The organism is Mammaliicoccus fleurettii, from assembly GCF_003970575.1.
GTDB classification, from domain to species: Bacteria; Bacillota; Bacilli; order Staphylococcales; family Staphylococcaceae; genus Mammaliicoccus; species Mammaliicoccus fleurettii.
In genome coordinates, this window is the sequence record NZ_RXWZ01000045.1 from 1 (window position 1) to 21,757 (window position 21,757).

Annotated in this window: 20 protein-coding genes; 14 read left to right on the forward strand and 6 right to left on the reverse strand. The window is 32.1% G+C overall.

Annotated features, from left to right (window positions below):
• Positions 1-240 precede the first annotated feature (240 nt).
• Genes CD129_RS03945 through CD129_RS03955 form a run of 3 tightly spaced genes read right to left on the reverse strand, consistent with a single transcriptional unit; the run spans position 241 to position 2,513 of the window.
• Positions 241-1,134: a VOC family protein gene (locus CD129_RS03945; RefSeq protein WP_115337073.1), complete on the reverse strand. Its 894-nt coding sequence runs from the start codon at positions 1,132-1,134 to the stop codon at positions 241-243.
• Between the two features lie 57 nt (positions 1,135-1,191).
• On the reverse strand, positions 1,192-1,884 hold the full coding sequence (locus tag CD129_RS03950; RefSeq protein ID WP_115337074.1) for a GNAT family N-acetyltransferase: 693 nt from the start codon (positions 1,882-1,884) through the stop codon (positions 1,192-1,194).
• 53 nt (positions 1,885-1,937) lie between these two features.
• Complete coding sequence (locus CD129_RS03955) at positions 1,938-2,513, reverse strand: phosphatase PAP2 family protein (RefSeq protein ID WP_115337075.1); 576 nt, start codon at positions 2,511-2,513, stop codon at positions 1,938-1,940.
• 163 nt (positions 2,514-2,676) lie between these two features.
• Here CD129_RS03955 and CD129_RS03960 point away from each other — a divergent pair, with 163 nt between their 5' ends.
• From CD129_RS03960 to CD129_RS03975, 4 genes are all read left to right on the forward strand, one after another.
• Positions 2,677-3,591, forward strand: a complete 915-nt coding sequence (locus CD129_RS03960) for an LCP family protein (protein WP_115337076.1) — start codon at positions 2,677-2,679, stop codon at positions 3,589-3,591.
• A 77-nt stretch (positions 3,592-3,668) separates the two neighbouring features.
• Complete coding sequence (locus tag CD129_RS03965; RefSeq protein WP_115337077.1) at positions 3,669-3,962, forward strand: winged helix-turn-helix transcriptional regulator; 294 nt, start codon at positions 3,669-3,671, stop codon at positions 3,960-3,962.
• A 77-nt stretch (positions 3,963-4,039) separates the two neighbouring features.
• A complete protein-coding gene (locus CD129_RS03970; protein ID WP_115337078.1) occupies positions 4,040-4,894 on the forward strand; it encodes a fructosamine kinase family protein in 855 nt (284 codons plus the stop codon).
• 243 nt (positions 4,895-5,137) lie between these two features.
• A complete protein-coding gene (locus tag CD129_RS03975; protein ID WP_115337079.1) occupies positions 5,138-6,520 on the forward strand; it encodes an amino acid permease in 1,383 nt (460 codons plus the stop codon).
• Between the two features lie 630 nt (positions 6,521-7,150).
• Here CD129_RS03975 and CD129_RS03980 read toward each other — a convergent pair.
• Entirely contained in the window at positions 7,151-8,068 is a 918-nt protein-coding gene (locus CD129_RS03980; protein WP_115337080.1) for a nucleoside hydrolase, read from the reverse strand.
• 288 nt (positions 8,069-8,356) lie between these two features.
• Between CD129_RS03980 and CD129_RS03985 the strand changes: the two genes are divergently transcribed.
• Both CD129_RS03985 and CD129_RS03990 read left to right on the forward strand, forming a co-directional pair.
• Entirely contained in the window at positions 8,357-8,716 is a 360-nt protein-coding gene (locus tag CD129_RS03985; RefSeq protein WP_078357853.1) for a helix-turn-helix domain-containing protein, read from the forward strand.
• Between the two features lie 17 nt (positions 8,717-8,733).
• A complete protein-coding gene (locus CD129_RS03990; RefSeq protein WP_115337081.1) occupies positions 8,734-9,294 on the forward strand; it encodes an RBBP9/YdeN family alpha/beta hydrolase in 561 nt (186 codons plus the stop codon).
• A gap of 71 nt (positions 9,295-9,365) precedes the next feature.
• Here CD129_RS03990 and CD129_RS03995 read toward each other — a convergent pair whose 3' ends face one another.
• Positions 9,366-10,112, reverse strand: coding sequence for a transglycosylase family protein (locus tag CD129_RS03995; RefSeq protein WP_115337082.1), 747 nt, complete (start codon positions 10,110-10,112; stop codon positions 9,366-9,368).
• 615 nt (positions 10,113-10,727) lie between these two features.
• Between CD129_RS03995 and isaB the strand changes: the two genes are divergently transcribed.
• A complete protein-coding gene (gene isaB / locus CD129_RS04000) occupies positions 10,728-11,240 on the forward strand; it encodes an immunodominant staphylococcal antigen IsaB family protein (protein ID WP_107509347.1) in 513 nt (170 codons plus the stop codon).
• A gap of 232 nt (positions 11,241-11,472) precedes the next feature.
• The gene (gene abc-f / locus CD129_RS04005) at positions 11,473-13,107 is read left to right on the forward strand and encodes a ribosomal protection-like ABC-F family protein (protein ID WP_115337083.1); all 1,635 of its coding nucleotides are present in this window, start codon (positions 11,473-11,475) and stop codon (positions 13,105-13,107) included.
• A gap of 181 nt (positions 13,108-13,288) precedes the next feature.
• On the opposite strand, the gene CD129_RS04010 is transcribed toward abc-f, so the two are convergent.
• On the reverse strand, positions 13,289-15,547 hold the full coding sequence (locus CD129_RS04010; protein WP_115337084.1) for an ATP-binding cassette domain-containing protein: 2,259 nt from the start codon (positions 15,545-15,547) through the stop codon (positions 13,289-13,291).
• 137 nt (positions 15,548-15,684) lie between these two features.
• Between CD129_RS04010 and CD129_RS04015 the strand changes: the two genes are divergently transcribed.
• The 6 genes from CD129_RS04015 to lrgB all read left to right on the forward strand — a co-directional run bounded on the left by CD129_RS04015 (position 15,685) and on the right by lrgB (position 21,187).
• Entirely contained in the window at positions 15,685-16,305 is a 621-nt protein-coding gene (locus CD129_RS04015; protein WP_115337085.1) for a cyclase family protein, read from the forward strand.
• 2 nt (positions 16,306-16,307) lie between these two features.
• Complete coding sequence (gene kynA / locus CD129_RS04020) at positions 16,308-17,150, forward strand: tryptophan 2,3-dioxygenase (RefSeq protein WP_115337086.1); 843 nt, start codon at positions 16,308-16,310, stop codon at positions 17,148-17,150.
• A 325-nt stretch (positions 17,151-17,475) separates the two neighbouring features.
• Complete coding sequence (locus CD129_RS04025; protein WP_115337087.1) at positions 17,476-19,230, forward strand: sensor histidine kinase; 1,755 nt, start codon at positions 17,476-17,478, stop codon at positions 19,228-19,230.
• A complete protein-coding gene (locus CD129_RS04030; RefSeq protein ID WP_115337088.1) occupies positions 19,230-19,952 on the forward strand; it encodes a response regulator transcription factor LytR in 723 nt (240 codons plus the stop codon). Before CD129_RS04025 ends, CD129_RS04030 begins: the two co-directional genes overlap by 1 nt.
• A gap of 120 nt (positions 19,953-20,072) precedes the next feature.
• A complete protein-coding gene (lrgA, locus tag CD129_RS04035; RefSeq protein ID WP_115337089.1) occupies positions 20,073-20,489 on the forward strand; it encodes an antiholin-like murein hydrolase modulator LrgA in 417 nt (138 codons plus the stop codon).
• Positions 20,486-21,187 (forward strand): antiholin-like protein LrgB, encoded by a 702-nt coding sequence (lrgB, locus tag CD129_RS04040; protein WP_115337090.1) that lies wholly within the window; start codon positions 20,486-20,488, stop codon positions 21,185-21,187. Before lrgA ends, lrgB begins: the two co-directional genes overlap by 4 nt.
• Positions 21,188-21,757: the final 570 nt, after the last annotated feature.

Below are 21,757 nucleotides of genomic sequence, written 5' to 3' on the forward strand. Positions count from 1 at the left end.
GCTACTTATCTCCTATAGAATTCAGGAAATTAGCAGCCTAGAAAATAGTGTTTTTATTAAGTTCCCATTTTAGGGGTTCAGTGCCTAATTTGTCCCTGCCTCTTATCATTGTATTGGCAGTAGATGACTGGATTGAAAATGCGCTTATATCAAGCTTCTTCAATCCTAGTCATCCTTGCCGGGGTGGGACTACGAAATCTTTTTTTATAAAATTAGATTTCTGTCCCACTCCCTTTTTTGTTACTTTCCTTCATATGCTTTTATTAAAGTATCTATATCAAACTTCTTCATTTTCAAAAACGCTTCGGTTAGGCGTTTGATTTGTTCTGGTGTGCCTTCTTCAGCCATTTTATCCATTATTTTAGGTACGATTTGCCAAGAAACACCGAATTGGTCTTTAACCCAGCCGCATTGTTCTGATTCTGGTACGGCGGACAATTTATCCCAATAATAATCGATTTCTTCTTGGTCATCTAAGTTCAGCATCAGTGAAATACCTTCATTTAAGTTGAAATTATGTTTGTGTGCACTATCTAATGCAACAAAATATTGATTTTCTAGTTTGAATTCTGCGTGAGCTAATGTGTCTGGTTTATCTGGTTCCATACCTTCTGGATAGTAATACTTACTAGTGTCACCACTATTTTTAAACACGCTTGTATAATAATTGATAGCTTCTTCAGCGCGACCTACATTATCATTAATAAACATAAATGACGGTCTGATACGGTCATCAAATTCTTGATCGGTAATTAGCAGTTGCCATGATACTTCAAATTGATCTTCTAACCAACCGTATTTTTCACTAAAGTCGTATTTTTCTAACTCCATCATTACTTTACCGTTTTCTGCTAGTGCAGACCATACTTTATCTAATAAGTCTGCTTCTGATTGTTTAAATAATACAGTAAATGAAATAGAAGGGTTTTTCACAAAGTAAGGACCAGCATTAATTGCCATAAATCTATAACCAAAAATATTAAAAATAAACTGTTTGGAATCTCCTGATGGTGTGTCAGTAAAAGTTACATCTGTTACAACTTCTGATTCTGGAAAGACTTTCATATAAAAATCGACTGCTTCTTGGGCTTCTTTATCGAACCATAAGTGCGGGACTATTCTTTGATTATTCATCAATTCATCTCCTCGACAGTTTACCTTTATAATACCCATTTAGTAGAAAATAAACATTTATTTAATTGATAGTTTATTAACTTGATTACCATCACTATTGAAATTCTTTTCGTATAGCCAATCTTCATACTGTTGTTTAATATTTGGCCACTCTTTATCTGTAATAGAGAACCAGTCTGTATCTCTAGTTCTACCTTTATATACTAATGCTTGTCTAAATGTACCTTCATATGTAAATCCTAATCGAAGTGCTGCTCGTTTAGAAGGTTCATTTAAGCTATCGCATTTCCATTCATAACGTCTATATTCTAAAGTTTCAAACACATATTTAGCAAGTAAATACTGAACTTCAGTAGCAATACGCGTTCTTTTTAAAAGTGATGAATAATGTATATGACCCACTTCAATTGATGAAGCTTTAGTATTAATTCGTAAAAGTGATAATATGCCTAAAGCTTTACCAGTTGCTTTGTCTATTATCGCAAAGAAATAAGGATCTTGAGACTCAATTCGAGTATTCATTAATGCCTTGAATTCATCACTATCGTGGATCGGTTCATTCGGTAAGTATGTCCAATTTGCATCATTTTCTTTCGCACATAACAGTGTGAATAAATCATCTACATGACTTGAATTTAAATGTTCTAATTTACTATACTTACCTTCAATTGTATTAATGCTAGGATTTTTAGGATTCTGGAAAGATTTGACCTCGTCACCAATAGGTTGATTGAAGCTATTATATCTCATATAAGAAAACCTCCTTTATTGTATGGTATCACAAAATAAAGGAGGTGAAATATTTAATAAATAGTATATTTTTCCAAAATCTTATTTACACATAAAAAAACTAAATGAACAATAATCAAGCTAGATAAAGTATCTGAGAAAAAGTGAGCATTTAAATAAATTCTTGAACACATCATAGAAATAATTACAATTACAGAAATAACCTTTACAATGCCTTTGTTGTATAAAGCGAGCAATACAAATATAGCTACAAATAATATTAATGTGTGCAAACTTGGAAAGCTATAGCCATCAATTAAATCAGAAGGTCTTGGTCTTTGGACGGTATATTTTAATAATGTTCCTATAATTATTGTAGTTACAGAAAAAATTAAATAAAGTAAGACCTTTTTCTTGTTGAGAATGAATAAACCTAAAAGTAAGACAGCGATTAAGATAACTGTATGTAAAGGTGAAAATATAAAAGAAAAAATAGATAAATAATTGTGTAATCTAAAGTCTACAGCCAAGTTTTGTATAAAATGACTTACAGAACTATCTATTAGAGATATGTATCCAGTTAGAATAGATACGATGATTAACAGTAAAATAATTGAATAGGCTATTATGAGTTTTGAATTTTTCATCATGGTGATATAAGTTCCTTTGTATTTTATTTTTTAACTTTATTCAATTTTAAATAAAAAAACAATTTTAAACAATAAGACTTTAGGACTACCTAAAAAATATTTAATAAGTTACAGAAAAATGTTATCATCGTGAGTATGAAATAAAAAATATAGGAGCTTAACTATGAAACTAACAAGAAGAGGCAAGATTACAATATTTATTGCTGCTATTATCTTAATAGCTGGAATATTCTTAGTAACTAAGGTTGTTAACTTAAATAATAAAGTATATCAACCAATAAATAAGCAAGATTCAAAAAATGTTAAGGAAAAAATTAAACATAACAAACCAATATCAATCGCAATATTTGGAGTGGATTCTAATAAAGAGAGAGAATCTGAGAATATTGGAGAAAGAACGGATTCAATCATGTTGGCTTCTATCAATCCCAAAACGAAAAAAACACAATTAGTTAGTATACCGAGAGATATGGCTGTTAATATACCTGGATATTCAAATCATGATAAAATCGCTCATGCTTATGCGTATGGTGGATCAAAAACAGCAGTTCAAACGCTGAAGAAAGAATTTAATATCCCTATAGATGGTTATATTACAGTTGATATGGATGGATTTAAAAAAACAATCGACGCACTAGATGGAGTTTCAGTTAAAAGTAATAATTCATTTAAATTTAATGGAACAACTTTTAAAGCAGGTGAAAAAGTTAAGTTATCTGGAGACGAAGCATTAGATTTTGTGCGCAGCCGAAAAGAAGCAGGTGCTGGTGATGACGAGGGTAGACAAGAGCGACAAAGAATAGTAATAGAAGCGACTAGTAAAAAACTAAAAAACAATTTAAATGTTAACAACTTCAATAAATTAATGAATGTGGCTCAAGATAACATCACAACGAGTTTTAATCTAAATGACACAAGAAAATTAATTTCAGAATATAAGGATGCAACAGAACATTTTGAGAAAATATCTATAGATGGTATGAACCAATTAGAGAAGGATGGAATATGGTATTTTGAAGCGGACGATGTAGCTAAACAAGAAATCATTAAATCTTATAATAACAATCTTGAAAGTTAAGATAATATATAATTTTCAAGTTATGTTATAGTTTAAACAAGTTTTTCAAAATACCTTATACGAGAAGAGGTAAAAATATGCGTTCAGTTAACGAGGACAAAGTTATTTCTAACATCAATCAATTAGGTCATAACTATGGGTTAATAGTATTGGCTAAATTAAGCAATGTAGAGAGAGAAGAGAGGGACTTATTCTCAGAACTTGAAAGTTATGATCAGCAAAAGATTAAACAATCACTCGAATTATTAGTTGAAAATGAATTTCTACAAGTTAGAATAGAAGAAATTATGCCACCGAATATATATTATTCGATTTCAGAAAAAGGAGAACAATTAATACCTTTTATAAAACAGCTTGAACAGATGAAATGATAGAAGATATTTCTCTCATTTCGCATAATTGAGCTCGTTATCATATTCATTTACACTATTAAATAGGAGGGATAGTCATGAATAAAGATTGGCAATCACAATTACCTATAGATAATATCCAAGAAATGAAACCAGTTAGTGGTGGAGATGTAAATGAAGCATATAGAATAGAAACGACAAATGGACCATATTTTTTGCTCGTTCAACATGATAGAAGTGATGACTTTTATGCAGCTGAAATTGCTGGCTTAGAAGCGTTTGAAGCGGCTGATGTAACTGCTCCTGTTGTTAAAGGTCATGGACAAATTAATGGAGATGCTTATTTATTGTTAAGTTATCTCGAAGAAGGTCATTCTGGAAATCAAAGAGAACTAGGAAAGCTTGTGGCGAAGTTACACAGTCATCATGAGCCACATGGTAAGTTTGGATTCCATTTGCCTTATCATGGAAGTGATATTACTTTTGAAAATGGTTGGAAAGATACGTGGATTAATATATTTGTAGAACAAAGGTTAGACCAATTGAGAGATGAAATTGTGAATAGAGGATTATGGTCTAAAGAAGAACTTTCATTATTTGAAAAAGTGCGTGAAAAGATAATCAAAACTTTAGAAAATCATAATAGTAAACCTTCATTATTACATGGAGATTTATGGGCAGGTAATTACATGTTCTTATCTAATGGAGAACCTGCACTATTCGACCCTTCACCTTTATATGGTGATAGAGAATTTGACCTTGGAGCTACAAAAGTGTTCGGAGGATTTACGAATGAATTTTATGATGCATACAACGAAGCTTTACCATTAAGCAAAGGTTCAGATGATAGAATTAAATTTTATGAACTTTATTTATTAATGGTACATTTAGTGAAATTTGGTTCTATGTATGCAGGAAGCGTGAACAGAACAATGACAGAGATTATACAATAAAATATACTTGGAAATACAAGAGTGATATTTTAGCGAAAGAGTTAAAATATCACTTTTTTTGTAGAAAATAGATGATATTTATGAATAAATTACAATATTATGAACATAATTCATTTAAAATAATAAAATTCAGAAAACGCTTTCTAGTAACGCTTTATTTTCTGACACTTTATAGTATAATTGTCCCATGAAGTTTGACGCATTTAAAATTTGATGAATTGAAACAAGGAGTGACACGAAATAATGGAAGACAATCATTTAAAAAGAGGTCTTAGTTCTCGTCAAGTACAGATGATCGCACTTGGTGGTACTATTGGTGTTGGTTTATTCATGGGTGCATCAAGTACGATTAAATGGACGGGGCCATCTGCAATATTTGCTTATTTAGTAGCAGGTCTATTCTTATATTTAGTAATGAGAGCAATGGGAGAATTAGTTTACTTATATCCAACGACTGGTTCATTTGCTAACTATGCAAGTGATTATTTACATCCAGTTGCAGGTTATGTAACCGCATGGAGTAATATATTCCAATGGATAGTAGTAGGGATGAGTGAAGTTATAGCCGTTGGACAATATATGCAATATTGGTGGCCAGAATTACCAACCTGGGTACCAGGAGTCATAGTTGTAGTTACATTGGCAGCAGCAAATTTAACTTCAGTTAAAGCATTCGGTGAATTTGAATTCTGGTTTGCTATGATAAAAGTAGTGACAATTATTTTAATGATTATTGCAGGTTTCGGTTTAATATTCTTTGGGCTAGGAAATGGCGGAAATGCTATAGGCTTAGGCAATTTAACTGAACACGGAGGATTCTTCCCTAATGGTATTGTAGGCTTCTTCTTTGCTTTATCAATGGTTGTTGGTTCCTATCAAGGTGTAGAGTTAATAGGTATTACAGCAGGTGAAACTAAAGATCCGCAGAAAAATATTAAAAACGCTGTAAACGGTGTTATATGGCGTATATTAATCTTTTACATAGGTGCAATATTTGTTATTGTAACTGTTTATCCTTGGGATCAATTAGGTAATGTAGGTAGTCCATTCGTTGCAACATTTGCAAAAGTTGGTATTACAATAGCAGCAGGATTAATTAACTTTGTTGTAATTACAGCTGCAATGTCTGGTTGTAACTCAGGAATCTTTAGTTCAAGTCGTATGGTATATACATTAGCTCAAAAAGGACAAATGCCACGTATATTTACGAAAGTAATGAAAACAGGCGTTCCATTCTTTGCAGTGTTAGCCATTTCAATTGGTATTTTTGTAGGTGTTATCTTAAATATTGTACTACCATTAGTAATAGATGGTTCTGAAAATATATTCGTGTATGTATACAGTGCTTCTATTTTACCAGGTATGGTACCTTGGTTTATGATTTTACTAAGTCACATACAATTTAGAAAAAAACATCCAGAAGAAATTAAAAATCATCCATTCAAGATGCCATTCGCACCATATACAAACTATATAACATTAGGATTCTTTATTTTAGTATTAATCGGTATGTTGTTTAACGCAGAAACAAGAGTATCGGTAATTATCGGTATAGTATTCCTATCAGCAATGACACTTATTTATTTCTTAAGAGGTTATCATAGAATAGATAAAGGTGAATATTAATAAAATAATATCGAGAGTGGGACAGAAGTCCTAACTCAAAATAAATAAGCATATCACTTAACTGAACTTTTCAGTTTTACAGTGATATGCTTGTTTTTTTATTTTACGATTTTGTAAAGTGCATGCTTGCCTAGGGGTATGGCTCGAGCCTGTAGTCTCTCACGCATACTACGCACTTACAAAATCGTTATAAATATCTGTAAGAAGGGTGCTGTAAGGGACAAAATTCTGAGAAATGTCCGTAAGAGGTGCTGTAAGGAGCATAATTCGTAATTCTGCCAGTAAGAACAATCTAAGGAGCATAATTCGTAATTCTGCTAGTAAGCGCAATCTAAGGAGCATAATTCGTAATTTTGCCAGTAAGAACTTTCTAAGGAGCAAAATCCAGAATTCTGCCAGTTAGAGCTTTCTAAGGAGCACAATTCAGAATTCTGCCAGTAAGCGCAATCTAAGGAGCACAATTCAGAATTCTGCCAGTTAGAGCTTTCTAAGGAGCATAATTCGTAATTTTGCCAGTAAGAACAATCTAAGGAGCACAATTCGTAATTCTGCTAGTAAGAACTTTCTAAGGAGCACAATTCAGAATTCCGCCAGTAAGCACAATCTCAATATTCACTTATATATTGTTCTCTATCTCGATTGATGTATGTCTTTTACGAATTCTACAAATTTTTCTCTAAATTGTTTATTATTTGCATGCATACAGACTTCAACTTTACCTTCTTTATTAAATTCTGTGTATGTACATCCGGCTGCTTGTCCTTCTGTTATAACGGAAACGTTAGCTCGCTCTGTTGTGAACATTTCTGGATAAAGTAAATAAAATATTGTACATAAATCATGTATGATATGTTCGTGTTTTTCACCTGAATTTACATCATTATAGACTTCTAACATGTCAGTTATTAAGTTTCCAAAGTCTCCTAGTTTTTTGAGTGTTTGTATATCATCATGGTTAATAATAGTTTCTCTCGTTACATCAAGACCACACATAACGATAGGGATATCTTGATTAAATACGATTTGAGCTGCGTGTGGGTCTACATATATATTGAATTCAGCTAATGGTGTAGCATTTCCTCCGACTGCAGATCCACCCATTAAAACAATTTGTTTAATATTGCTTTTAGTTTCTGGGAAGAGTGAAAATAATAATGCAATATTAGTTAAAGGACCAATAGGAACTAAAGTTATAGGTTCTTCAGAATTCATAATCGTTTCTTTCATTGCTATAACGGCATGATCTTCTAAAATATTTGTTTGAGATGAAGTCATGAATTGCACATTACCAATTCCATTATGTCCATGAACATGTTCAGCAGTAGCAAGCTTATTGATGAGTGGTGTATCGACACCTTTTGCTACAGGTATATCTTTTTTAAAGTAATTTACAATATCTAATGCATTTTGTGTAGTATGTTCAATTCCAACATTACCGCCTACTGAAGTAATGAGTTTCACATCTAAATCTTTACTATGTATGGCAGCAGAAATTGCAATCATGTCATCTATACCAGGATCTGTATCTATAATAATAGGAATAGCCAATTTACTCACTCCTTAAAATATATTTATATTATTTAGTATAACAAACATTATTTATTATTAATGTTTGTAGATATTCTATGCTAGTAATCTCTACAATAATGTTTATATTTATTAGGAGACGGAAGGTAGTATGACCGTATTCTAAATATAAAAATTGTGAAAATGGGTATAACCTAAGTAAGAGTTGGTTTAATAAGGTCGCAACTTCTGGTTGCTGTGGGAAGCAAAAAATAGTTTCGGGACTTTCTGTATGATTAGTTCTATAGTGTAGAAAAGGGGTGAATAATCATGAATATTGGATCGAAAATTAAAGAAGAACGTGAGCTTAATGGATGGTCACAAGATGAATTGGCTGCTAAATTACATGTAACAAGACAAAGTGTTTCTAAATGGGAACTTGGTAAGGTGTATCCTGGCATAGACATTCTTGTTCAAATGAGTGATATATTCGATTTATCTTTAGATGAGTTAATAAAAGGAGATAAAAATTTAAAGAAAACGATTATTGAAACTTACAGAGAAACACCTCAACAAGATATTAATTATAATAGACCAAGGAATGGTTGGGAGTTCTTTTCAAAATTTTGGTGGCTCGTTTTTCCATTTGGAGGAATTATTATAGGGATCATTAATGCACTTGTACATTAAATCGAAAGGTGATTGTTATGAATAAATATTTATATATAGCACATGGTTACAATGCTAATAGTCAAAAGCATTGGTTTAAGTGGTTGACTCAACATGTTCCTAGTGTTGATAGTAAGATTTTAGATTTTCCTAATTCTTCAAACCCTATATTGAGTGATTGGACGGATACATTAAAGGCAGAGGTGGATTTAACTTCTGGTGAAAATGTGATTGTTGCGCATAGTTTAGGTGTTGTGACAGTGCTAAATTATCTTTCGAAGTATGAGGGTAAGTTGAACATTAAAGGTCTTGTATTGGTTGCAGGATTTTATGAAGAAATCCCGGAATTAAGCAAACTCGATGATTATATTCAGCATACCAATATAGATTTTGAAAAACTTAAAGAAAAAGTACCCAATATTATAAGTATTATTGCGACAAACGATCGCGTAGTTCCATATAAACTCAGTGAAAATTTAGCGAAAAAGTTAAATTCTGAATTTGTAACCATTGAACACGATGGACACTTTTGTGATAGGGATGGTTATACTTCATTTCCGGAAGTTGCAAGTTATGTAAATAGAATATTAAATCAATAAAAAACGCCCTCGGCTATTGCCGAGGGCGTTGAATTAGTTTGTTGAATAAAATTTTAGTACTGCTTAATTAATTATGCAGTTACCCATTGTGAAGGGCCTGCAGTGTTGTATAATTTAACAGCTGTTGCATCTTGTACATGTTCAGGAGCTTCTGTAGGTGATACACCTTTGTATTCTGCTGGAGCTACTGAATCCCAAGTAGTTTGTAGGAATTGGTATTTACCAGCTGCACCTGATGATGGGTTAACAGCTTTTAAGTCGCCGCCTGATTCACGTTGAGCGATAGCTTTTAAGTGATCATTAACGTTTACACTTGAACCTTCAGAAGCTGAAGATGATTGAGTTGTTTTAGTTTCTTGAGCTGGCGCTTGTTGTGTTTGTTGTTGAGCTGGTGCTTGTGTTTCTTGTTTTGGCGCTTCTACTTGTTTTGGCGCTTCTTGAGTTGCTTGTTCGCTAGCAGTGTTGTTTGCTGCTGGAGCTGGAGTTTGTTCAGCTACGTTTTGTTCAGCAACTGGTTGTTGTTGAGCTACTGGAGCTTGAGTGCTTTCAGTATCAGCTGCATTAGTTGCATGATATTCCCAAGTAAAGTTGTGTCCATCTGATTCAAAGTTATATTCGAATCCATCTAATGTGAAATTAATGTCATATGCGCCTTCTTGGACAGCATGTTCATTAAGTTCTGGTGAATTTGATTGAGCTAATTGAGCTAATTGCTCTTTATTTACGCCTTGTTCAGATGCATCTGCTACTTGTGAAGATGCTACTCCTGTTGCTCCGATTGCTACTGCTAATGATGAAGTTAAAATTGCTTTTTTCATAATTGTAAAACCCTCCGAATAATTTTTTATTTATTAGTATCTTATTTAAGATGATGATTTCTTTGTTAGTTAAAAATTCTCCCCTGAAAATTGGGACAAGACAACAATAACATAAATAGAGGCTTTGTAAATTACAGTCAAATAACAAAAGATTACAATGTGCAAGAAATATTGTAATAAAGAATTACAGTTGAGATATTTTGTAATATTACACTTAAATTTACCGATTGTATGCAATTGTATGAAAAAGTCCGGGAAATAGGTGTTACGTACAGAATACTTTCATGACAGTTTTGAACTTCGATATTAAGAGAGACATTCAACATTGGAAAAGTGCTTTGAGTATCGATGAAAAAAGTATAAAAATTTTCTGAAGTTATAAAGATTCAGTAAATCCTATGATTTTAATAAGATTATTGTAGCTTTTAAGTAATATTATAAAAGACTGCATAGTTAGTGCGAGTATGTTTAAATAGATTTGAATCATCAGAAGACTGAATTATCAGTATTATTACCACTTATAGAATAAAAAACGTTTGACGTAACATTTTTGAAATCTTTGTAATGTTATTGTAATATATAAGTGTACAATTATACTAAAAGGGAGTGGTGGAAATGAATAAAGTGGCAAAGTTAACAATTGCAACAGGAATTTCAATCGGAACAATGTTTGGAGTAGTAAATATCCCTAGTCAAGATGGTAATGATGTCGAAGCTGCAACAACACCTTACTATAAGTATCAAGGTAATACAGGGCATGATGGTAGCTTTATCTTAGATTCAACTTTCATCAACGCATTAGTGTACAAGAACGTAACAATGAATGGTCATAGAATTGTTCAACCTCAATCAAATGATGGAGAAACTTTTAAAAATATGAATTCTTATGATCAAACGTTTTATTTTGGTAATAACCACAACGATAATTATGCTGCTAGTGTCAAGTTTCCAGTGAAACAGAAACATATATCTAAATCACAAATTATGAATGCTTATGGAAATGATTATACTATAGAAGAAACTAGTAACGGAAAAAATTATAGATTCATTGTAGAGGGGAATCTTATTATATTTACAATAGTAGATAATTACGTCACAAATGTTAATATCGGTGAAGATTTAGAATAATGAATCGCATTGTAAAATAACAATACTAGTAATATAATAAAGATAACTTTGATGAACGGAGGTGTTTCAGATGTTTCTTTTAGCTCATAGTTGCAGATTCTTTGTAATCGTACGCAACAAATTTGCGAATGTTTCTCCAAAATTGGCGAAGTATGTCTTTTTTGAAGAAAAATATAGCTATAAGGAATGTCTGACACCAGCTTCCTTGTAGCACGATTTTGGAGGAAGCAATATGAACATTATAAATATGTCTAAATTATCTAAGTCTTATACAGGTGATGTTATATTTGAAGATATTAAATATGACTTGAATGAAGGGGACTGTGTAGGGCTAGTTGGAAGAAATGGTGAAGGTAAAAGTACATTATTAAAATTGATGGCTGGTATAGAATCGCCTACAGAAGGGCAAATAAGCTGGCAGAAGAATATATCAATTGGATATTTGAATCAATTACCAAACTATGAAGATGGCAAACAAGTATATGAATGCTTAACTGAAGTATTTGGAGAAGTTAATAACATTTCACAGAAAATGCAGTTAATCGAAGCTGAGATGGCTAATGAAACTGACAAAATTGAACTATTATTAAAGAAGTATGGGCAATTACAAGAATTGTTCGAACAACTAGGTGGATATGAAATAGATGCTCAAATAAGACGAGTAAGTCACGGATTAAAAATAAATCATTTATTAAATCATACGTGGGAGAAACTCTCTGGAGGAGAAAGAACGAAAGTAGGGTTAGCTCAAATACTATTACAACAACCTAAATTGTTATTATTAGATGAACCTACCAATCATTTAGACATTTCATCTATTGATTGGTTAGCAGATTTTATTAAGCAATATTCAGGCGCAGTTGTCATAGTTTCTCATGATAGATACTTTTTAGATGACACTGTTAATCAAATATTAGAAATTGATCAAGGTCAATTGCATGTATACCATGGTAATTATAGTTATTTTGTTAAAGAAAAAGAAGTAAGAATTATAAATGAATTTGAAGCATATCAAACACAACAAAAGAAAATTAAGAAAATGGAAGACTCGATTAAGCAATTAAGATTATGGGCAAGCCAAGCAAATCCACCAAATGCAGCTTTATTTAAACGGGCAAAAAGTATGGAAAAAGCATTGGATAGAATAAAGAAATTAGATAAGCCTATACTAGAACATAAAAGAATGAACGTGAATTTAGCAGAAGGACAACGTGTTTCTAACGATGTAATAGAATTAGAAAGTGTTTCTAAGATGTACGAAGATATATTGTTTGAAGAAATTGATTTACTCATTAGAAGAAAAGAACATGTATCTATAATAGGAGATAATGGAACAGGAAAAAGTACATTATTAAAAATGATGATTAATCAAATAGAACCAGATGAAGGAGTAGTTAAAAGAGCATCTAATTTAAGAATAGGTTATTTATCACAACACACTTTTGAAAATATTGATAACCAAACAGTTATCGAAACATTTAGAGATGTAGTTCATGTAACAGAAGGTCAAGCTAGACATATACTTGCACAATTTATGTTCTTTGGAGAAGATGTATTTAATAAAATCAGTAGTCTAAGTGGTGGAGAAAAAATGAGATTACGTTGGGCACAGATTGTGAATCAAGATTTTAACGTGCTAGTATTAGACGAACCAACAAACCATTTAGATATAGATGCAAAAGAAACAATAGAAGATGCATTGTTAGATTATAATGGTACAATCATCGCAGTTTCACATGATAGATACTTCTTGAATAAGCTATTTGATATAACATATTTATTAAAAGATAAAAAATTAACTAAATTTGAAGGAAACTATGATTACGTTAAAGAAAAATTAAGAGAAAAAGAAGAATTTGAAGTATAAACTTCATTCTCAAAATTAGCCTGATTAGAATCGCACGAAGACTGTGGAGATATCGTGCGATTCGAGTCAAATCCGAGCAAAACGCACGATATCTCTTTAACATGAAATCTATTTACTTCCTATATTAAATCACCCCACCTAATTCGAAAGTTTATCTTCTTCGAATTAGGTGGGGGGTTTTCTATATTTCTACATATCTATTCAAATGTTTGGCTGTTACTGATTCTTCTATTTCTAATAAGCCTTTTGGTTCGCCACTATATAATATTTTACCTCCGTTCATGCCTGCTCCGGGTCCTACGTCGATTATCCAGTCTGCATGTGTCATCATAGTCAAGTTATGTTCTATTAATATGACGGTGTTGCCTTGTTGGATGAGTTGTTCGAAACATGATAATAATGTTGGTATGTCATCTTCATGCAGTCCTGTTGTTGGTTCGTCGAATATGAATATTTGGTTTGAAGCGGATTGGTCTAAATATCTGCTCAGTTTAACGCGTTGTATTTCTCCGCCTGATAATGTATCTAGTGATTGTCCTAAAGTCATATAATGTAGGCCGGTTGATTCTAAATGTTTAAGACGTGTGTATACTTTATTGTTATTTTTAAATATGATCATTCCTTCTTCAACTGTTAGTGCTAATACATCTGCTATTGAATAACCGTTTACTTTGGCTTCTAATACTTCTGGTTTATATCTGGTTCCTTTACACACTTCGCAAACTTGTGAAAAGTCAGGCATAAATGCAAGTTCTGTTTTGATAACGCCTTTACCATGACATTCTGGACAGGCACCTTCTGAGTTGTAGCTAAACATACTTTTCTTTAGTCCTGTATCTTTGCTGAAGAATTCTCTTACTTCATCAAAGAGATCCATATAAGTTAGTAAGTTTGAACGATTTGAAGCATGTACAGGTTTTTGGTCAATGAAAGTAGTCTCTTTCTGAGATTTAAGTCCTGCTTTTAATAATGTACTTTTTCCGGAACCTGCTACACCTGTAATAACAGATAAAATATTTTTAGGTATATCAACGGACACGTTTACTAAGTTGTTTTCTGCTATATTTTTTAAATTGATGTAGCTCTGTGCGTTTCTAGGTAATGTTTTTAATTTGTGTTGTCGTTTTAAAGCTTTACCAGTAGAAGTATCAGATTGTAACAACTCATGATAAGTTCCTGTGAATGTAATTTCACCACCATGTTTGCCTGCACCGGGTCCAATGTCTATAACGTGGTCTGCAATACGAATAACGTCAGGGTCATGTTCTACGACGAGTACTGTATTGCCTTTATCTCTTATAGATTTCATAATGTCATTTATTTTTTCAATATCTTCAGGATGTAAGCCAACACTAGGCTCATCAATAATATAGACGAGGTCAGATAGTGGACTATTTAAGTGACGTATTAATTTAATGCGTTGAGATTCTCCTCCTGATAGAGAAGGTGTCTTACGGTCCAATGTTAAATAATTTAATCCAACATAAGATAAAGCTTCTAACTGCTCTAATAATGGTTTAATAATATATGCAGCTTTTTTGTCTCTAAGTTTATTTAGAAATTCAATCGCATCATCTATTGAAAGAGCTGTAAAATCAGTAATGCTTAGTCCATTTATTTTACAACTTAAAATTTTATCGTTTAGTCTTTTACCATGACATTTTGGACATTTATGGGAAGTGACAACTCTATTTACGTCTTCTAGAAAACGTTTCTTTTCGAAATTATCATTCAATAGAAATGAGCGTCTAAAACGATGAATCAAACCTTCAAATTTAGCAGTTTTTGGCCAATTTTCTGGAGGATTTTTAATTTTTTTTGGTTTTGTATAAAGGAATGTGTCCATTTCTTCTTTAGTAAAGTCTTTAAGCTTCTTGTCATTATCAAATAAACCACTATATAAATAACGTTTGCCACGCCAGCTATCTGGTCTAAATGATGGGAACTTTATCGCATCTTCATTCAAAGATTTATCATAATCTAACAACTCGTTTAAGTCGATATCTTCAACATAACCGAGTCCTTGGCAACGTTCGCACATGCCACTTGGATTATTAAATGAAAATACGCTCGAATATCCAACACAAGGCTCACCCACTCTTGACCATAAAAGTCTAACTGAAGCGTAAATGTCAGATATTGTTCCTACTGTTGAACGTGAATTACCACCCAATCTTTTTTGATTTATAATCATGGCAACTGGTAAATGTTCTATTCTATCAACATCCGGCTTTTCATAAGATGTCAGTTGATTTTGTACATAGCTTGAATAAGTTTCATTTAATAAACGTTCAGATTCAGCTGCTAAAGTACTAAAAACTAGTGATGATTTTCCCGAACCAGATCTTCCAGTGAAGACAGTTAATTGATGTTTCGGGATATCTATATTAATATTTTTTAAATTATTCTGGTTTGCTCCGTGTACACGTATGTATGACATGTTCATTCACCTCATTATGAGTTTACCCAAATATCATTCATTGCTAAACAGTACCCACCTTAAATATCAGAATTCATGTACAATAGAATTAAAAGAAGGTAAAATGAAAACGATTACAAAAGTAGAGGAGCATGTTTATGTGGATTGATATTACACAACCATTAACAAATGATATAGCAAATTGGCCAGGAGATGAGCCTTTCCGTTTTGAATTATCTGCAACTAAAGAAGAAACAGGGTCTGTAAATATTGGTTGTATTTCAACGAGCACGCATATAGGGACACATATGGACGCACCATTTCATTTTGATAATGATGGAATAAAAATTCATGAGATTGATTTGAATAGACTAATTGGAGAAGCTACTTTAGTAGAAGCAATTGGAGAAGCGCTTATCACGCGAGAGATACTAGAAGGTTTCGATATTAAAGGGACAATAATTATGATAAAAACAAAGTCTCAAGCTCATGCTGATGTGTTTCCAGATACAGTTCCAGTCCTAACTGAAGAAGCAATCGCTTATTTGTCATCAATTGGTATAAAAGTATTTGGAATTGATGTACCTTCAGTAGATGACATAGATTCTAAAACTTTAGATAATCATCATGCGTTTAATCGCTATGATATTATCAATATTGAAAATTTATTATTAGAAGATGTAACACAAGGGTATTATGATTTTATAGGGTTACCATTGAATATCGTTGGTGCAGACGGTTCACCAATAAGAGCAACTATAGCAAAAAAGGGGGAATAATAATGAGCCATTATCAAGATGAATCAATTAAAGGGGAAAGTGTTAAAACGGATTTTACAGAAGATATGACATATAGTGAGTACTTAGGTTTAGATAAAATATTATCAGCACAACACACTTTAACAGATGCACACGATGAGAAATTATTTATTATTGTACATCAAGTTTCAGAACTATGGATGAACTTGATTATTCATGAAATTAATTCAGCTTGTGAAGATATAAAAATAGATCAATATAAACAAGCTTTTAAAAAATTAGCAAGAGTAGGTAATATTCAAAAACAACTCATTCAAGTATGGGAAGTATTATCGACGATGACACCAAGTGACTATTTGAAATTCAGAGAAGATTTAGGAAACTCTTCTGGATTCCAATCTTTTCAAAATAGAATGATTGAATATAGCCTAGGTTATAAAACAACACATGCGTTGAAAATATATGAAAAAGACCCAAATATTTATAATCAATTAAAAAATCAACTTGAAAGACCAAGTATATACGATGAAACAATCAAAGCAGTGAATAGAGCAGGATTCGATATCGATAAAGATGTGTTAAACAGAGAAGTAACAAAGAATTACGAACGCAATGATTCAGTCAAAGAAGCATTTAAAGAAATTTATTTAAATTCAGAAGATTACTTTGAACTATATGAATTACTAGAAAAATTAACAGACGTTGAAGATAGATATAGTCAATGGCGATTTAGACATATGAAGACTGTACAAAGAATTATAGGATTTAAAATAGGGACAGGCGGAAGTTCAGGCGTTAACTATTTGAAACGTGTCATTGATCAAGCATTCTTCCCAGAATTGTGGGAACTTAGAACAGAATTATAGTGCATATTCGATGATAGGGTTTGATAAAAAATTGAAAGAGCTTGGGACGTAAATGTTCTAAGCTCTTTTCGTTGTGTGGTGTTAATTTTGAGCATGTCTTCGATTAACTGCTGAATTAATCTACAACTCAGGCAAACTCTTAGATTAACTGCCTAATTAATCTACAACTCAGCTCATTTTTCAAAAAATTCCTTATTTTAGTTATATTAACAGTATATTCATTAATATAACAATGACACTTTATATAATAGTTTTCAACTTTCGTATGGTAAAATATTTGTTGGTATAAAATCGAATAAAAATTATAGGAATGATGGGTGTAAATATGTTGAATTTATTTGTTTTACTATTAGAACGTGTAGGTCTCATTATCCTTGTAGCGTATATATTAATGAATACATCGTACTTTAAAAATATGATGGGTGAGCGTGAAAAGTGGTATGTAAAATGGCGTTTAATTATAGTATTCTCTTCATTTGCACTACTGTCTAACTTTACTGGCGTTGCTATTCATAATGGAGAAATTGTATCAAGTATGATTTATTTACATCTTGGTCCAGAAGTATCACTTGCTAATACCCGTGTATTAACTATTGGTGTTTCGGGTCTTATTGGTGGACCTTTTGTAGGTGTATTTGTAGGTGTACTATCGGGAATATTCAGAGTTTATATAGGTGGTGCTGATGCTTATACTTATTTAATATCATCTATTGTTATTGGTTTGGTTGCAGGCTATTTTGGTACATATGCAATGAAATCTAAAGGCTATTTATCAGTTACACAAAGCGCTATAGTAGGTGCTTCAACAGAAGTGATACAAATGATTTGTATATTAATATTCTCTTCTCAAAAGGCAGATGCATGGGAACTTGTACAACTTATAGCACTACCAATGATTATTATAAATGGTTTAGGTACGGCAATATTTATGTCTATAATCATTTCAACTGTTAAACAAGAAGAGCAAATGAGGGCTATTCAAACGCATGATGTTTTGAAATTAGTTAATCAGACTTTGCCTTATTTTAAAGAAGGGTTAACAGAATCTTCTGCTCATCAAGCTGCTAAAATTATAAAAGATTTAATGAAGGTTTCAGCAGTGGCAATTACTAATAAAACGCATATATTAGCGCATGTTGGTGTCGCAAGTGATCATCATACACCTGACAAAACTATTATTACAGATTTATCTAAAGAGGTACTTGAAACAGGGTATCAAAAAGAAGTTTATACAAGTAAAGATATAGGGTGTCAACATCCTAATTGTCCATTAGAAGCGGCTATTGTCATACCATTATATGTGCATGATGATATTGTAGGTACTTTGAAGTTATATTTTACAGATTATCATGATTTAACATTTGTGGAGAAACGACTTGCGGAAGGTTTGGCTAAAATATTCTCTAGTCAGTTAGAATTAGGTGCTGTAGAAATGCAAAGACAATTACTTCAAGACGCTGAAATTAAGTCATTACAAGCGCAAGTGAATCCACATTTCTTCTTTAATGCAATGAACACAATTTCGGCACTTATCCGAATAGATCATGAAAAAGCACGTCAATTATTGTTACAACTGAGTCACTTCTTCCGATCTAATTTACAAGGTGCTAGAAACAATATGATTACGATAGAAAAAGAGCTTGAACAAGTGCGTGCGTATATTGCTTTAGAACAAGCAAGATATCCTGATCACTTTGTTATTGAATATGATATACCTGACCAAAACCATTCATCACTTGTCCCACCGTTTGTTATTCAAATATTAGTCGAAAATGCTATTAAACATGCATTTACAAATAGAAAAGATGATAATCGAATTTGGGTATCTGTTCTCAACCAAAATAAATCGATTAAATTATCAGTAAAAGACAATGGACAAGGTATTCCGGATGATAAGAAAGACATCATAGGAAAGGCTATTGTAGAATCTCAATCGGGAACAGGTAGTGCACTTGAAAATTTAAATAAAAGATTAATGGGATTGTGTGGCCACTCGGCAGAATTACAAATAGAAACGAGCAATAAAGGTACAGAAGTAAGTACTGAAATACCGCATAAATATAGAGAAGAGGGTATGTAATGCAAGCACTTATCGTTGACGATGAACCATTGGCACGTAATGAACTAAAATATTTACTCAATCAAATTGGTTCTTTTAGTCAAATTGAAGAAGCGGAAAATATCGAAGAAACTTTAGAGCAATTGTTGTCTCACGAATTTGATGTCATTTTCTTAGATATTAATTTAATGGAAGAAAGTGGCTTAGATTTGGCAAAGAAAATCAACAAAATGAAACATGTTCCTCATATTATATTTGCAACTGCTCATGACACGTATGCAGTACAAGCGTTTGAGTTAGAAGCTACAGACTATATTTTGAAACCATTTGAAAAATCAAGAATTGAACAAGCAATTAAAAAAATTACAAATGCGGAAAGCCATCATACAATTGAGACAAAACAAGTGAATCAAGATGAAGTGTTACCAATTGAAATAGAAGATCGTATTTATGTATTAAATATAAATGACTTCATTGCGATTTCGGTTAATCAAGGTGTTACGACTATAAATACAGTAGAAACTGAATATGAAACAAGCGAACCACTCAGCTTTTATGAAAAAAAGCTTAACGATACAAAGTTTTTACGTATTCATCGCGCAAGTATCATCAATAAAAAGCATATCCAATCTGTTGAACACTGGTTCAATTCTACGTATCAAGTAACATTGACAGGTAATATCAAATTACAGGTAAGTCGTTCTTATATGAAAACGTTTAAATCAGAAATAGGGTTAGTGTAATTTTCACAGTAACTATTTAGTAACTTAGACTTCAAATATTGCATTTCGCCATGAAAACGCTTTAATTCATTATTTTCATATTAAGATAACCTTAAGAGATTAATTCGGGAGGTTGTCAGAATGAAAAAAGTAAATAACTTCTTTCAGCAAGTATTAACGATATCCATAATATTATTGATATCACATATAATAGAAAGCTTTATGCCAATTCCAATGCCAGCATCAGTAATTGGGTTAGTATTAATGTTTGTCGCATTAACGACAGGTATTGTTAAATTAGAGCAAGTAGAAGCGGTTGGAACAGCATTAACAAATAATATTGGATTCCTTTTCGTACCAGCAGGTATTTCAGTTATTAACTCATTAGGCGTATTGAGTACAAGTCCTATTCTCATCATATTATTGATTATTATATCAACAATTTTATTACTCGTTTGTACAGGAATATTTTCACAAATGATTATAAAACCAAGTGAAAAAACATCTAAAAGTGTGAAAGATATTAAACATAAACGAGTGGCAGGTGATTACGCATGATGGAACATTTAGGAGTCAATACACCATATTTCGGTATTGGATTATCAGTTGCAGTATTCTTAATCGGTACATATTTATTTAAACGATCAAATGGATTTTTCTTATTTGCACCATTATTTTTCAGTATGGTAGTTGGTATCGTATTTTTAAAAGCTACAGGTATACCATATGAAAACTATAAAATCGGTGGAGATATTATTAACTTCTTCTTAGAACCAGCGACAATATGTTTTGCAATTCCTTTATATAAAAAACGCGAAGTCTTGAAGAAACATTGGCACCATATTATGGGAGGAATTGCAGTAGGAACAGTAGCTGCATTAGTCATTATTTATATAGTAGCAAAAGCATTCCAATTTGGTGATGATATCATCGCATCTATGTTACCTCAAGCAGCTACAACAGCAATAGCTTTACCAGTTTCAGAAGGTATATCAGGTATTAAAGAGTTAACATCATTAGCTGTTATATTAAATGCAGTAATTATCATGGCATTAGGGAATAAGCTATTAAAATTATTTAACATAACGAACCCTATAGCAAGAGGATTAGCATTAGGAACAAGTGGACACACATTAGGCGTTGCAGCAGCAAAAGAGCTTGGTGAAGTAGAAGAATCAATGGCAAGTATTTCACTTGTTATAGTAGGAATAGTAGTAGTCGCAGTCGTACCATTCTTTGTGATGTTCTTGTTATAAAGAGATATGTAACTATGAAAGTAGACTTGATTACAAAAATGAGAGCTTGAGACATTTATGTCTCAAGCTCTTTCATTATGTGGTGTTAATTTTGTGATGTCTTAGATTAACTGCTGAATTAATCTACAACTTGGTCGATCTCTTAGATTAACTGCCTAATTAATCTACAACTTAGCCGAACTCTTAGATTAACTGCTGAATTAATCTACAACATAGCCCAACTCTTCGATTAACTGTTGAATTAATCTACAACTCGGCTCAACTCTTAGATTAACTCCTTAATTAATCTACAACTCAGGTCATTTCTTAGATTAACTGTTGAATTAATCTACAACACAGCCGAACTCTTAGATTAACTGTTGAATTAATCTACAACTTAGCCCAACTCTTAGATTAACTGTCTAATTAATCTACAACATAGCCCAACTCTTCGATTAACTGCTGAATTAATCTACAACATAGCCCAACTCTTAGATTAACAGTCAAGTCCATAATTTTGTGTAATATCTTTAGATGTAATCAACCATTGGTTTTTCTAGGGTATTAACAAAATATATATGCTTGGTTTTT